This window comes from Herbaspirillum aquaticum (assembly GCF_002213425.1).
Lineage (GTDB): Bacteria > Pseudomonadota > Gammaproteobacteria > Burkholderiales > Burkholderiaceae_D > Herbaspirillum > Herbaspirillum aquaticum.
The window spans coordinates 201,251-213,929 of sequence record NZ_NJGV01000011.1 but is presented as its reverse complement, the minus strand read 5'-3'; the positions used below and the strand labels follow the sequence as shown (position 1 = coordinate 213,929).

Annotated in this window: 12 protein-coding genes; 2 read left to right on the top strand and 10 right to left on the bottom strand. The window is 62.2% G+C overall.

The genetic code is table 11. The annotated features are described in order from the left end of the window. Positions 1–647 precede the first annotated feature (647 nt). From CEJ45_RS14275 to araD1, 10 genes are all read right to left on the bottom strand, one after another. A complete protein-coding gene (locus tag CEJ45_RS14275; RefSeq protein ID WP_088755739.1) occupies positions 648–1,202 on the bottom strand; it encodes an acyloxyacyl hydrolase in 555 nt (184 codons plus the stop codon). Between the two features lie 159 nt (positions 1,203–1,361). Continuing rightward, positions 1,362–2,312, bottom strand: a complete 951-nt coding sequence (locus CEJ45_RS14270; RefSeq protein ID WP_088755738.1) for an SMP-30/gluconolactonase/LRE family protein — start codon at positions 2,310–2,312, stop codon at positions 1,362–1,364. Positions 2,313–2,487: 175 nt separating this feature from the next. Continuing rightward, a complete protein-coding gene (locus CEJ45_RS14265) occupies positions 2,488–3,252 on the bottom strand; it encodes an SDR family oxidoreductase (RefSeq protein ID WP_088755737.1) in 765 nt (254 codons plus the stop codon). Positions 3,253–3,268: 16 nt separating this feature from the next. Next, entirely contained in the window at positions 3,269–4,444 is a 1,176-nt protein-coding gene (locus CEJ45_RS14260; protein WP_088755736.1) for a fumarylacetoacetate hydrolase family protein, read from the bottom strand. 248 nt (positions 4,445–4,692) lie between these two features. Further along, positions 4,693–6,228 (bottom strand): UxaA family hydrolase, encoded by a 1,536-nt coding sequence (locus CEJ45_RS14255; protein WP_088755735.1) that lies wholly within the window; start codon positions 6,226–6,228, stop codon positions 4,693–4,695. Between the two features lie 93 nt (positions 6,229–6,321). Then, positions 6,322–7,128 (bottom strand): transporter substrate-binding domain-containing protein, encoded by an 807-nt coding sequence (locus CEJ45_RS14250; RefSeq protein WP_039786863.1) that lies wholly within the window; start codon positions 7,126–7,128, stop codon positions 6,322–6,324. 69 nt (positions 7,129–7,197) lie between these two features. Further along, a complete protein-coding gene (locus CEJ45_RS14245; RefSeq protein WP_034333235.1) occupies positions 7,198–7,932 on the bottom strand; it encodes an amino acid ABC transporter ATP-binding protein in 735 nt (244 codons plus the stop codon). Beyond that, entirely contained in the window at positions 7,916–8,566 is a 651-nt protein-coding gene (locus CEJ45_RS14240; RefSeq protein WP_088755734.1) for an amino acid ABC transporter permease, read from the bottom strand. The genes CEJ45_RS14245 and CEJ45_RS14240 overlap by 17 nt, the downstream gene beginning before the upstream one ends. Positions 8,567–8,575: 9 nt before the next feature. Next, positions 8,576–9,259 (bottom strand): amino acid ABC transporter permease, encoded by a 684-nt coding sequence (locus tag CEJ45_RS14235; protein ID WP_088755733.1) that lies wholly within the window; start codon positions 9,257–9,259, stop codon positions 8,576–8,578. A gap of 172 nt (positions 9,260–9,431) precedes the next feature. Then, positions 9,432–10,427 carry an AraD1 family protein gene (araD1, locus tag CEJ45_RS14230; RefSeq protein WP_088755758.1) on the bottom strand — a complete coding sequence of 332 codons (996 nt, stop codon included), beginning with the start codon at positions 10,425–10,427 and terminating at the stop codon, positions 9,432–9,434. Between the two features lie 242 nt (positions 10,428–10,669). Here araD1 and CEJ45_RS14225 point away from each other — a divergent pair, with 242 nt between their 5' ends. Together CEJ45_RS14225 and CEJ45_RS14220 are read left to right on the top strand one after the other, a co-directional pair. Next, entirely contained in the window at positions 10,670–11,653 is a 984-nt protein-coding gene (locus CEJ45_RS14225; protein WP_088755732.1) for a LysR family transcriptional regulator, read from the top strand. A gap of 228 nt (positions 11,654–11,881) precedes the next feature. Beyond that, complete coding sequence (locus tag CEJ45_RS14220) at positions 11,882–12,667, top strand: DUF3047 domain-containing protein (protein WP_088755757.1); 786 nt, start codon at positions 11,882–11,884, stop codon at positions 12,665–12,667. Positions 12,668–12,679: the final 12 nt, after the last annotated feature.

The window sequence follows — 12,679 nt, the reverse complement described above, 5'->3', positions numbered from 1 at the left end:
AGTGCTGCAACCAGTGTGAAAGTAGGTCATCGTCAGGCTTGTTATTCCCAAGAACCCTCGTTACGAAAGTAGCGAGGGTTTTTGCTTTGCGCGTTCGATTCTTTTTTTCTCTCCTAGCGGAGTGAATTCTGCTTTGTTGTGATTGCGGGCATTCGCGGCCAAGTGCGGTTCGGATGAGGGCAAAACAGGTTTGAACAGCACGAGAACCGATGCTCTGCGCTCATTCAGGCCGGTGCCAAGCGCAGTTCGCCCACCAACCAGCGCAGCGAGGACAGTTGCTACTGCCAACGCCTCCTGCTGACGAACAAGGTCTGTTCTTAGTTTTATTCACAGGCGAAAATGGTTTCCCTCGCCGCTGTGCAGTTTTTTATACACAGGCATTTAAGATTTGAAGCACTCAATCGGCCGCAAAACCGCGTGGCACACCACTGCTGGAAATCCAAACCTTAGATTTATGCACAGCCTGCGCCAACAGCGCCGGCAGCAGTTAATTTATGCACAGGTAAAAATCTAAGGATGGGAAGGAAGTCACACGCTGCTATGCAACAGCAGGCATTGGCAGTGCGCCCTCATCTTTCCCGAACAACAGACAATAAAAAAGCCGGCATAGCCGGCTTTTTTATTTTCAGCAGTACAAGCTCAGGTCATCAGAACTTGTAAGCCACACGTGCCACGGCAAAGTTCACGCCGCCGTTGGGCTGCTTGATGCCACCGTTGGAGAAGTGCTGCAGGCGGATGCCCAGGTCCAGGCCATTGCTGAACACATAGCCGGCGCCCACGTGGTCACCGAACTGGAAGGCAGTCGACAGCACCTTGTCGTTGTTGCGGTAGAGCTTGGAGAACAGGTGCACGCCGATGCCGGCTTCGCCGTAGAAGCCCTTGCCATCGTCACGCTGGAAGCGCAGCACCGGGGTCAGGCCCAGGTCGACCAGGTTGCCGCTGCTGCTGGTGTTGTTGTAGTGGTTCATGCGCCAGTTGGCCAGCGACAGATCCCAGTAGCCACCGATGTGGGTGCCGTTGGACTGCCAGAAATTCCAGTTCGGGCCCCAGTTGAACTGGGCGCCGATACGGGCCAGCTGGGTGCTGTTGCCGGTACCGTATTCCAGCGACATGCCGTCGATGGCATAGCTGGGCGACTGGATGGCAATGGCGGCGACGCCAGCAAAAGCGATCTTGGCGACCAGGCTCTTCATTTTAGTCATGGATTCTCTTTCAGCGCGTAAAGTGTTTTGAAGGATCTTTGCTTGTATTCGGCGCGGCGCCAGGGCATCCGCGAGGACGCGATATTCTCTCATAATCGTCACAAATGCATACTCGCGTGAAAGATTCTGCCGCGTCCTTACCACAGACAGCTTCCAGCCTCAGGGACGATAGCTGTACTCAAGTCTTCCCGGAACCGCCACACGGATGGCCAGCACATGGCCGGACAGGGGGTATTGCGCCAGCTCCGCATCGCTGCGGCCATTGCGCCCCGTGGTGATGAAGAGCGTGCGCAGGTCCTCGCCACCGAAAGCCACCATGGTCGGGCATCGCGCCGGCAGCCGGATCTCCTGCAGGATCTCCCCTTGCGGCGAGAGCCGCAACACCCGGCCCCCTTCAAACATTGCGCACCAGTAAGCGCCTTCACTATCGACCGCCGCACCATCGGGCCGGCCGCCATAGTCGGGCGCGCTCTTGTCGCTGTCGAACTGACGCAGCAGACGGCATTGGCTGGTCTGGCCCGTGGCGAGATCATAGTCATAGACATTGATGCGGTGTGCCGGCGTATTGGCGTGATACATGCGGCGCTGGTCCGGGCTGAAGGCCACGCCATTGGACGTCACCACCGCATGATGCGCATCGCGCAGCGCATTGCGCTCGAAGCTGTAGAGCGTGCCGCCATCGCGGTCACGCGGCTCATAGATGGTGCCGCACCAGAAGCGGCCGGCAGCATCGCAGCGGCCATCATTGAAACGAATGCGCGCCGTATCGTAGGGCGCCTCCAGCAGCAAGGACAGTGCGCCATTGCCGGTATTGAGATGGAACATGCCCGTGCGCAACGCCACCACCAGCCCGCCCTGGGCGTGCTTGACGATGCTGCCGGGTTCTTCCGGCATGTCCCAGCGCTGATGCTGCTGCGTACCCAACACCAGCTTGTGCACTGCCTTGCCTGGAATGTCGATCCAGTACAGCGCACCTTCCTCGGCGTGCCACAAGGGCGATTCACCGAGCAGCATCGGTTCGGAAGTCACGGGAGTGAGCGTGTCGGCAGAAAACGCCGGAGATGCCTGGGACATGAGCTTGCCTGTAAGCATGAATGAGGAAGCGCTCATTATGCCGCGAGCCTTCCTTTTGATAAACCTGATCCGCAACCGCGATGGAAGACGGACCGCTGCGATTCCGAAAAGAAAAAACGGCATGCGTGCAGCATGCCGTCCGACGTACCTGAGCGCTCGCTCCTCCGGGGCCGCGTGGCACCCGAACGGCAAACGCTGTTCAATCACCAGCTCAGTTGGACCATCCACCATCAATCATGTGGATCGATCCGGTGGTGAAGTTGGACTCGTCCGAGGCCAGGTACAGCGCCAAGGCCGCCACTTCCTCGGCCTTGCCGATGCGGCCCATGGGCTGGCGCGCCACGAAGGCGGCGCGTACTTCGTCTTCGCTCTTGCCGGTTTCCTTGGCTTGCGTGCTGATGCGCTGGTTCAGCGAGGGCGATTCGATGGTGCCCGGGCAGATCGCATTGCAACGGATGCCCTGTGCCACGAAGTCCGCCGCCACCGACTTGGTCACTCCCACCACGGCCGCCTTGGAGGCGCCATAGGCAAAGCGATTGGCCACGCCCTTCACGCTCGAGGCCGCCGAGGCGATGTTGACGATGGAGCCCGCCTTCTTGGCCAGCATGCCCGGCAGCACCGCGCGGATGGTGTGGAACATGGCCTTGGCATTGAGGTTGAAGGAAAAGTCCCAGGCCTTGTCATCGCACTCCAGGATGTTGCCCGCCGCCACATAACCGGCGCAGTTGAAGAGGACATCGACGCTGCCGACCTTGGCCACCAGCGCCTTGATGGCGGCGTCATCGGTCACATCCAGCAGATGTGTTTCCACACCGGCGATCGACGCCAGTTCATCCAGATGCGTCTTGCTGATGTCGGTAGCGATCACGCGCGCCCCTTCGCGCGCAAACAGTTCGGTCGAGGCGCGGCCAATGCCTTGGGCTGCAGCGGTGATGAGGACGGTCTTGCCGGCGAGGCGGCCAGTGGATGCGGACATGCTTGTTCCTTTGCGATTAAACGAGTTTGCGGTTGGCCAGGTTCTTGTACAGCGCGGTGAGCCCGAAGGTCCACGGTGCGGTCTGGTCGCTGAAGTTGACCGTGTTCACCAGCGCGCCCAGCTTCGGGGTGGAGATCGTCACGATATCGGCGACCTGGTGGGTGAAGCCCTGGCCGGGACCGAAACGGCCCTGGGTCGGAGCGAACATGGTCCCCAAAAACAGCACCAGACCATCCGGATACTGGTGATTGGGACCGATCGCATGTTCCACCAGCTGCAGCGGATCGCGGCTGATCATGGACATGGAGCTGCTGCCCTTGAGCGTGAAGCCTTCCGTGCCATCGACCCGCATTGTAAGTTCGGCGCGGCGCACGTCGTCAATTGAAAAGTTTGCGTCGAACAGGCGAATGAAAGGTCCGACCGCGCAAGACGCATTGTTGTCCTTGGCCTTGCCCAGCAGCAGGGCACTGCGGCCTTCGAAGTCGCGCAGGTTCACATCATTGCCCAGCGTCGCACCGACTACCTTGCCGCGGCTGTTGATGGCCAGCACGATTTCCGGCTCGGGATTGTTCCACGCCGACTTGGGGTGAATTCCCACCTCATCGCCCAGGCCCACAGACGACATCGGCTGTGCCTTGGTGAAGATTTCCGCATCCGGGCCGATGCCCACCTCCAGGTACTGCGACCACACGCCTTGCTCCAGCAGCACTTCCTTGAGGCGCGCAGCTTCCGGCGAGCCCGGCACCACGCTGGAGAGGTTGTCGCCGATCACGGCCGTGATCGCCTTGCGTACCGACTCGGCCTTGCCGGCGTCGCCGCGTGCCTGTTCCTCGATCACGCGTTCCAGCATGCTGGCCACGAAGGTCACGCCGCTGGCCTTGACGGCCTGCAGGTCGATGGGCGCGAGCAGCCAGGGCCGCGAGGTATCACGGCGGGCGGCGTCGGCATTGTCCAGCAACTCCTGCAAGGTGGCGATGCGGGTCATGTTGGTGGCCGCGCGCACGGCAGCGGCGGGGTCGTCCAGTTCCAGCAGTTCGCTGGAGGTGGCGGCGATGAGCGTGAGGTCATACGCACCGTCGGCATCGATCCTCACCAGCACCGGACCCACGCCGGGTTGCCAGAGCCGGCCGATCAGCGTGGCCTGCGCGTGGTCTTCAGGCAGGTGGGCCTGGAGCGAAAAAGTGTGTGCCATGTTCTTGGTTCCTTATGTTGGAGGCGGGCCCGGACTACACGGGAAGCGGGCATCGCCACGATCTTGGGTTCTGCAAGGGGAGACTGACTGCGGGCGAAACATCCTCCTCTTCGTGGATGCCCGAAGGCAAGGATGCTTGGCCGGCAGCCCGTATTACGTGAGCCGGGCCAGCGTAATACGGATCGGCATGGTTCGCTGCGGATGACATTAGCCCAGCCGCAGCCGGGCCTTGATGATCTGCATCAGCATCAGGTGTAGACGCCGATGTGCCAGGGCACGAATTCATCTTGCCCGTAGCCATGCAGCTCGCTCTTGGTCTTCTTGCCGGAGGCGGTATCGAGGATCATCTGGAAGAAGCGCTGGCCGATCTCCTGCGGGGTGACATTGCCGTCGGCAATTTCGCCGCAGTTGATATCCATGTCTTCTTCCTGGCGCTGCCACAGCGCCGTATTGGTGGCCAGCTTGAGCGAAGGCGCCGGTGCGCAGCCATAGGCCGAACCGCGGCCCGTGGTGAAGCAGATCATGTTGGCGCCGCCCGCGACCTGGCCGGTGGCCGAGATCGGGTCGTAGCCCGGCGTATCCATGAAGACGAAGCCGCGCGCGGTCACGGTTTCCGCATACTTGTAGACATCGACCAGGTTGGTGGTGCCACCCTTGGCGACCGCGCCCAGCGATTTTTCCAGGATGGTGGTCAAGCCACCGGCCTTGTTGCCCGCCGACGGATTGTTGTTCATCTCGGCATCATTCTTGGCGCAATACTCCTCCCACCAGGCGATGCGGGCCAGCAGCTTTTCACCGACTTCCGGCGAGACCGCACGGCGGGTGAGCAGGTGTTCGGCGCCATAGATTTCGGGTGTCTCCGAAAGAATGGCCGTACCGCCATGCCGCACCAGCAAGTCCACCGCAGCACCCAGTGCCGGGTTGGCGGTGATGCCCGAATAGCCATCCGAACCGCCGCACTGCAGGCCCAGCGTCAGGTGCTTGGCCGATACCGGCTCACGCTGGATGTCATTGGCCTTGGGCAGCATCTTCTTGATCTTCTCGATCCCCAGCGCCACGGTCTTGGCGGTGCCGCCGGTACCCTGGATGGTGAAGGTGTGGAAGTATTCGCCTTCCTTCAGGTTGTGGCTTTCCATCAGGCCCGAGATCTGGTTGGTCTCGCAGCCCAGGCCCACTACCAGCACGGCGGCGAAGTTGGGATGGGTGGCGTAGCCGGCCAGCGTGCGGCGCAGGATCTGCAGCGGCTCGCCTTGCGAATCCAGCGCGCAGCCCTGGCCGTGGGTCAGCGCCACCACGCCATCGATGTTGGGATAGTCAGCCAGCACTTCAGGGTGGATGTCGCGGCGGAAGTAATCGGCGATGGCACGCGCCGCGGTGGCCGAGCAGTTCACCGAGGTCAGCACGCCGATGTAGTTGCGCGTGGCCACGCGGCCATCGGGACGCACGATGCCCATGAAGGTGGCCGGCTCGGCGACGAAATCGACCGGCTTCACGTCTGCGCCGAAATGGTGTTCACGCGAGAACTCGGCCATGGCCAGGTTGTGCGTGTGCACGTGCTGGCCGGGCGCGATGTCCTGGCTGGCCGTGCCGATGATCTGGCCATAGCGCTTGACCGGCTCGCCGGTAGCGATGGCGCGGGTGGCCATCTTGTGGCCGGCGGGGATGAGGCCCTGGACCTTGAGGCCGCCTTCGTCCTGCAGCACGGTGCCGGAGATGAGCTGCTGGCGGGCGATGACGACATCGTCGACCGGGTTCAGGCGGATGACGGGAGAGTTGGCTTTCATGTTGGTCTCGGAGTTCGTGGATGCTGCAGGCTGGCCGCGCAGGCGGCGGGCGCATGCCGCGCTGGCGGGCGCGGCATGCCGGAAACGGCGGTCTTACTTGGGCGCGAACTGCGCCAGGTCAGGCATGGGGCTGCCGACCCATTGCTGGTAGATGCCGGGCAGCTTGCCATTCTTGAGGTTGGCGGTGATCCATTCGTTGAGCCACTTTTCCAGTGCCGGCTCGCCCTTGCGCAGGCCGATGGCATAGGGGATGTCCTTGATGGCGAACTTGGTTTCCAGGTTCTTGGACGGGTTCTGCTTGGCAATGGCCGAGGCCAGCGAATTGGGTGTGCACAGGGCATCGACCTGGCCCGAGATGATGGCCGCAGTCACGGTGGCATCATCATCGAAGCGCACGATGTTGGTCCCCTTCGGGGCCAGCGGGGTCAGCAGCGAATCCTGCATGTTGCCGCGAACCACTGCCACGCGCTTGCCGACCAGGTCATTGAGGCCCTTGATGTTCTCGCCCTTGGGCGCGGCCACCACGAACTGCGAGGCGCCATAGGGCTGGGTGAAGGCCACCACCTTCTGGCGTTCCGGCGTGATCGAGAAGGACGAGATCACCATGTCGGCCTTGCCGGTCATCAGGAAGGGAATGCGGTTGGGGCCGGTGACCTGCACGATCTCCAGTTCCACCCCCATGTCCTTGGCCAGCAGGCGTGCGGTTTCCACGTCCGAGCCCTGCGGCTCCAGCTTGGCGTTGGTCATGCCGAAGGGCGGCGCGCCGAGGTCGATGGCGATCAGCACCTTCTTGCGGGCCTTGATGTCGGCCAGGGCATCGGCATGCGCGGCCTGGGCAAAACAAGCCAGGCCCAGCACGACGGCGGCGGCCTTCCTGGTGAAGTTGAACAGTTTTTTCATTGATGTCTCCTGGGTGATTGTATGGATACTGCTGACAACAAAATCCATACAAGATGGATATGCGATCTTTTACAGATCGCTTGATACGAACTTCTGCAACTCGGCGGTCTTCGGGTTGCTGAAGAGTTCGTCGGGCGGACCGATCTCCCACACCTGGCCCTGGTGCATGAACACCAGCACATCGGCCAGCTTGCGGGCAAAGGCCATCTCGTGCGTGACCAGCACCATGGTCATGCCGCCACGGGCCAGGTCTTCCATGACCTTCAGCACTTCGGCGGTCAGCTCCGGATCCAGCGCCGAGGTCACTTCGTCGAACAGCATCAGTTCCGGTGCCATGGCCAGCGAGCGCGCAATCGCCACGCGCTGCGCCTGGCCGCCCGAGAGCTGCTCGGGGTAGGCTTCCTTCTTGTTCTCCAGACCCACCAGCTGCAGTACCTTGTGGGCGATCTTCTTCGCCTCTTCGGTCGACATCTTCTTGATGGTCGTCAGCGCCAGCGTGATGTTGCGCTCCACCGTCAGGTGCGGGAACAGGTTGTAGCTCTGGAAGACGATGCCGACCTGCTTGCGCAATTCGCGCAGGTTCAGCTTGTCCGGATGATGAATATCATGTCCGCATACATGGATGTTGCCGCCATCGACTTTCTCCAGGCCGTTCAGGCAACGCAGCAGCGTGCTCTTGCCCGAACCGCTCTTGCCGATGATGGCCACCATCTGGCCCTTCTGCACATCCAGCGAGACACCGTTCAATACCTTGTTGCTGCCGAAGCTCTTGTGCAGATCATTGATCTTAACGATGGCTGACATTCAATTTCCTTTCAAAGTGCTTGGACAGCGCCGACAGCGGGAAGCACAGGCAAAAATAGATGAGTGCGACGCAGCCGAACACGGTGAACGGCTGGAAGGTCGAGTTGTTGATGATCTGGCCGGCGCGCGAGAGATCGACAAAGCCGATCACCGAGGCCAGCGAGGTGTTCTTGACGATCTGCACCATGAAGCCCACCGTCGGTGGCGTGGCGATCTTGACCGCCTGCGGCAGGATTACTTTGGTGAGCTGTTCGAAGCGGTTGAAGCCCAGGCATTCCGAGGCTTCCCACTGGGTCTTGGGGACCGCCTGGATGCAGCCGCGCCAGATCTCGCCGAGGAAGGCGGCGCAGTAGATCGCAAAGGAGATCCCGGCTGCCACCAGCGGGGTGAGCTTGAAGCCGGCGATGGCCAGCCCGAAGTAGGCCACGAACAGGATCACCAGCAGCGGGATGCCTTGCACCACCTGGATGTAGGTACTGGCCAGGCCGCGCAGGAAAGCGTTGGGCGAGACCCGCCACAAAGCGATCACGAAGCCGGCCACACCGCCGAAGACGAAGGCTACCAGCGACAGCACCACGGTCCAGACCGCCGCTTGCAACAGGTACTCCACGTGCAGGAAACTGAATGCGTTCATCGCGCCTCCTTACAGGTTGGTGCCAAGCTTGCGCTTGCGCACGAAGGCCATCTGGCTGATTGCCCAGAATGCGCCACGGAACAGGAAGGAAAGAACGAGATACGCCACCGCGATGACCGCATACACCTCGAAGCTGCGGAAGGTTTCCGACTGCACCAGGTTGGCGGTGGCGGTCAGCTCTTCCGCCGAGATCTGCGAGGTGATGCTGGAGGCCAGCATCAAGAGGATGAACTGGCTGGTCAGCGAGGGATAGACGCGCTCCACCGCCGGCAGCAGCACCACGTGCCAGTACACGTGGAAGCGCGACATGCCCAGGCATTCGGCCGCCTCGATCTGGCCCGGATGGATGGAGTTGATGCCGGCGCGCATGATCTCGGTGGTGTAGGCGCCGACGTTGACGGTCAATGCAATGACGGCAGCGGTCTCGGCGGTGAGCTTCCAGCCGATGCTGGCCAGGCCGAAGAACACCAGGAACACCTGCACCAGCAGCGGCGTATTGCGGATGATCTCGACATAGGCCTGCACCAGGCCGCGCACCAGCGCCAGCCGGCTCTTGCCGGCAATGGCGCAGAGCGTGCCGACCACGAAGCCCAATGCAATGGACAGGGCCGAGAGCTGTATCGTCAGCCAGGCGCCCATCAAGAGGCGATCCCAGTTGGCGAACACGCTCATGAAATCGAAGGTGTAATTCATCGACGCTCCGTCCGGGCAGCATCAGGGCAAGGGGGATACAACAACATGAGGGTGGTCTCCTTTTCTGGTTTTCCTGGGGGCGGCCTCTTGTTGTGCGACGGTGAGGTCGGGGCCTTGGCATGATTGCCGTTACTGCTGCGCCTTGCGGCGCGCCTGGGTCCGGGCGGCGTGGCTACAGCGGCTTGACGCCACCCGGTCGCAAGGTCGATGGCACGTGCTGGATTCCATTGACCAGCGGTGCGCCGAAATCGGGAATGCTGATCTCGATGCTGTCACCATCTTCAGTGCGCACGCTGTAGGCGAAGGACAGGTTGGCCGCGCCCATGAAGTGCGCATGCACGTCGCCCGCATGCAGCAGGTGCGCATACTTGAAGGTGTGGTATTCGAGGTTCTCGATGGAGTGGCACATGTTGTCGGGTCCGGTCAGGAATTCCTGTTCCCAGATCACGCGGCCACGGCGACGGATGCGGGTCATGCCGGTCAGGTGCGCCGGTGGCAGGCCGACCAGCAGCTCCGGACCGAAGGCGCAGTGGCGCAGCTTGGAGTGGCCTTGGTACAGGTAATTGCGGCGTTCCATCACGTGATCCGAAAACTCGTTGCCGATGGCAAAACCGAGGCGGCGCGGACAGAGTGCGTCATCGATCAGGTAGAGCCCGACGATCTCCGGTTCTTCGCCGCCATCAAGGGCGAAATCAGGACGCGGCAAGGGCTGGCCGGGCGCGACGATGCAATGGCCATCGCCTTTGTAGAACCATTCAGGCTGAACGCCCACGCTGCCCGGCGCGGGGCGGCCACCGGCGATGCCCCATTCGATCATCAGTTGCGTATCGGTCTTGTCGAGCTCATCGCCTTCGATGCGGCGATGCATCTTGTCGCGCGTGGTGGCGCTACCCAGGTGGGTGGTGCCTGCACCGGAGACGCGGCAGTGGGCCGGGTCGGGATGATCCAGCGGCGCCAGGATGCGCCCCTCGGCCAGGATGGCGGCATAGTCTTCGCACTGGTCGGTATTGAGCAGCTGGGCCAGGCGTTCCAGCCCGGTATTGCGCGCGATGGCCAGCAAGCCCAGCTCGCGCATGGTGCCGACCTCGCCCAATACCTGGATGCTGGCGCCATTGACGATACCCACCCGGCGTTGGCCATGCAGGTCGCGATATTGAATCAGCCTCACCAGGTCTCCTTTGCCGTCGTCATCCACGTTGCCGCCTGTCAGGGGCGGTCAGGTATAAAAGGAGCGATGTGCAGAACAGGGGCTGTGATTCGCACGCGGCAGGAAACTGCCGCCAGGCCAAGCCACCTGTGGATCAATCTGCCCGTCGTCTCCTGAGCTTTTTTCACGCATCGCCGTGGGCAGGGGGCAGATGCGCTAGCATTGTGTTTTTTCCGGGACGACTATAAGAGGCTGAACCAAGGATGTCTAATGAGCTTAATTCATCGGGTGATAACCGACTCGACGAGGAGGGCGCGGCGGGCGGTGTGCTGCCTTCGGTCGGTTCCATCGTCAGCCGCCTGCGCTTTCGGCAGGTCGCGCTGCTGACGGCGCTCGACGAGCAGGGCTCCCTGCACAAGGCAGCCGAAGTGATGCACATGACCCAGCCGGCCGCCACCAAGGCCTTGCATGAAATGGAAGATGCCCTGGGCGTGACCCTGTTCGACCGCTCCCCGCGCGGGATCGAGGCCACCGAGCTGGGCCGCTGCGTGATCCGCTATGCGCGCCTGATCCAGAGCGACGTGGCCAACCTGCGCGAAGAATTGCAGAACATGATCAGCGGCCGCGGTGGCCGCTTGTCCATCGGCACCATCATGGGGGCGGCACCCTTCGTCACGCGGGCACTGTCGCGCCTGCGCGAGATCCAGCCGGACGTTTCCATCGAGATCAGCGAGGACACCAGTGCCCGCCAGCTGCTGCTGCTGGACCAGGGCCGTATCGACCTGATGATCGGGCGTTCCTCGGTCAGCTCGCAGCCCAACCTCTACCATTACGAAATGCTGCGCGGCGAGCCCATGTGCATCGTCAGCGGCATCGACCATCCGCTGGCCACGGCGCAGAAGGTGCGCCTGCAGGAGCTGGCCGACGCCTCCTGGATCCTCTATTCGAGCAACATGCCCATGCGCATCTGGATCGAGCATGAGTTCAAGCTGGAAGGCGTGAAGGTACCCGGCAACGTGATCGAGACCGCCTCCCCGTTCGTGACCATCACCCTGCTGGCGCAATCGAACATGGTGGCCGTGATGCCGCTGGACATCGCGCATTTCTTTGCCGCGCGCCAGATGCTGGGGATCCTGCCGGTCAACCTGAAGACCCGCATCGAGCATTACGGCATCGTCACGCGCAAGAACAGCACCCTGTCCTCGCTGGCCAAGATGTTCATCCAGATCCTGCGGCAGCAAAACTGAGCCAACGGCTGCGTTGCATTCCTGACGTTTTTTTACTGGCTAGGGTTTTTCCGGATGCCTTCAGGCGTGATTTTCCTGTTAGTGTTCGTCTGCGGTCGGGGTGGCCGCAGACTTTCCCTCAGAATCCGCTTTTTCCGGTTGGCCTTCATGAATTTGCGTCTTACGCGCGTGCGCGCGCGCCTTGCTGCTCTCGGTCGTGTTTCCCTGCCTGCCTTTGCTGCCCGTGCCGTGCTGGCCTCGCTCTGCGTGGGCGGCGCCCTGCTGCTGGCCGGCTGCGCCGCACAGAAGCCCGCGCCGCTCGATGAAGCTGCCCGGCAAGCCAAGCAGGCCAAGCTGGACCAGGCCCTGGCGCTGTTCTCGGCCAACCCGCCCGAAGGCTTGCCGGCTGGCTGGGAGCCGCTGGTGTTCACCCGCAAGAAGATTCCTACCGAATACCGCCTGGTGCAGGACAATGGCCGCAGCGTCCTGCACGCCTTTGCCGATCGCGCTTCATCCGGCCTGCGCCATGCGGTCGACATCGACATCAACAAGAAGCCCTGGCTGACCTGGAGCTGGAAGGCCGCCGGCCTGATTCCCACGGCCGATCTCACGCACCGGGAGACCGATGATTCGCCGGTGCGCATCGTGCTGGCCTTCGATGGCGACCACGACAAGCTCTCGCTGATGGATACCATCCTCTTCGATACGGCCAAGCTGTTGACCGGGCATGAGCTGCCCTATGCCACGCTGATGTACGTGTGGGATCCCAAAGCGCCTGTCGGCACGGTGATCGCCAATGGCCGCACCGGTCGCATCCAGATGCTGGTGGTGGAAAACGGTGCGGAGCACGTGGGGCAGTGGCGCAATTACCAGCGCAACGTCGCCGAAGACTATGAGCGTGCCTTCGGTGAAAAGCCCGGCCGCCTGATCGGCGTGGGCGTGCTCACCGATACCGACAATACGGTCCAGAAGATGCAAGCCTGGTACGGTGACATCCGCCTGATGCGCGATGCCCAGGCGGTTCCGGCACCCTGAGCACTGACCTGC

Bases quoted from the DNA above. Each gene is read 5' to 3' on its own strand.
- CEJ45_RS14255 (WP_088755735.1), bottom strand. From the start codon at position 6,228: ATGAAAGCCAACTCTCCCGTCATCCGCCTGAACCCGGTCGACGATGTC.
- CEJ45_RS14240 (WP_088755734.1), bottom strand. From the start codon at position 8,566: ATGAACGCATTCAGTTTCCTGCACGTGGAGTACCTGTTGCAAGCGGCG.
- CEJ45_RS14260 (WP_088755736.1), bottom strand. From the start codon at position 4,444: ATGGCACACACTTTTTCGCTCCAGGCCCACCTGCCTGAAGACCACGCG.
- CEJ45_RS14250 (WP_039786863.1), bottom strand. From the start codon at position 7,128: ATGAAAAAACTGTTCAACTTCACCAGGAAGGCCGCCGCCGTCGTGCTG.
- CEJ45_RS14225 (WP_088755732.1), top strand. From the start codon at position 10,670: ATGTCTAATGAGCTTAATTCATCGGGTGATAACCGACTCGACGAGGAG.
- CEJ45_RS14275 (WP_088755739.1), bottom strand. From the start codon at position 1,202: ATGACTAAAATGAAGAGCCTGGTCGCCAAGATCGCTTTTGCTGGCGTC.
- CEJ45_RS14270 (WP_088755738.1), bottom strand. From the start codon at position 2,312: ATGAGCGCTTCCTCATTCATGCTTACAGGCAAGCTCATGTCCCAGGCA.
- CEJ45_RS14245 (WP_034333235.1), bottom strand. From the start codon at position 7,932: ATGTCAGCCATCGTTAAGATCAATGATCTGCACAAGAGCTTCGGCAGC.
- CEJ45_RS14265 (WP_088755737.1), bottom strand. From the start codon at position 3,252: ATGTCCGCATCCACTGGCCGCCTCGCCGGCAAGACCGTCCTCATCACC.
- CEJ45_RS14235 (WP_088755733.1), bottom strand. From the start codon at position 9,259: ATGAATTACACCTTCGATTTCATGAGCGTGTTCGCCAACTGGGATCGC.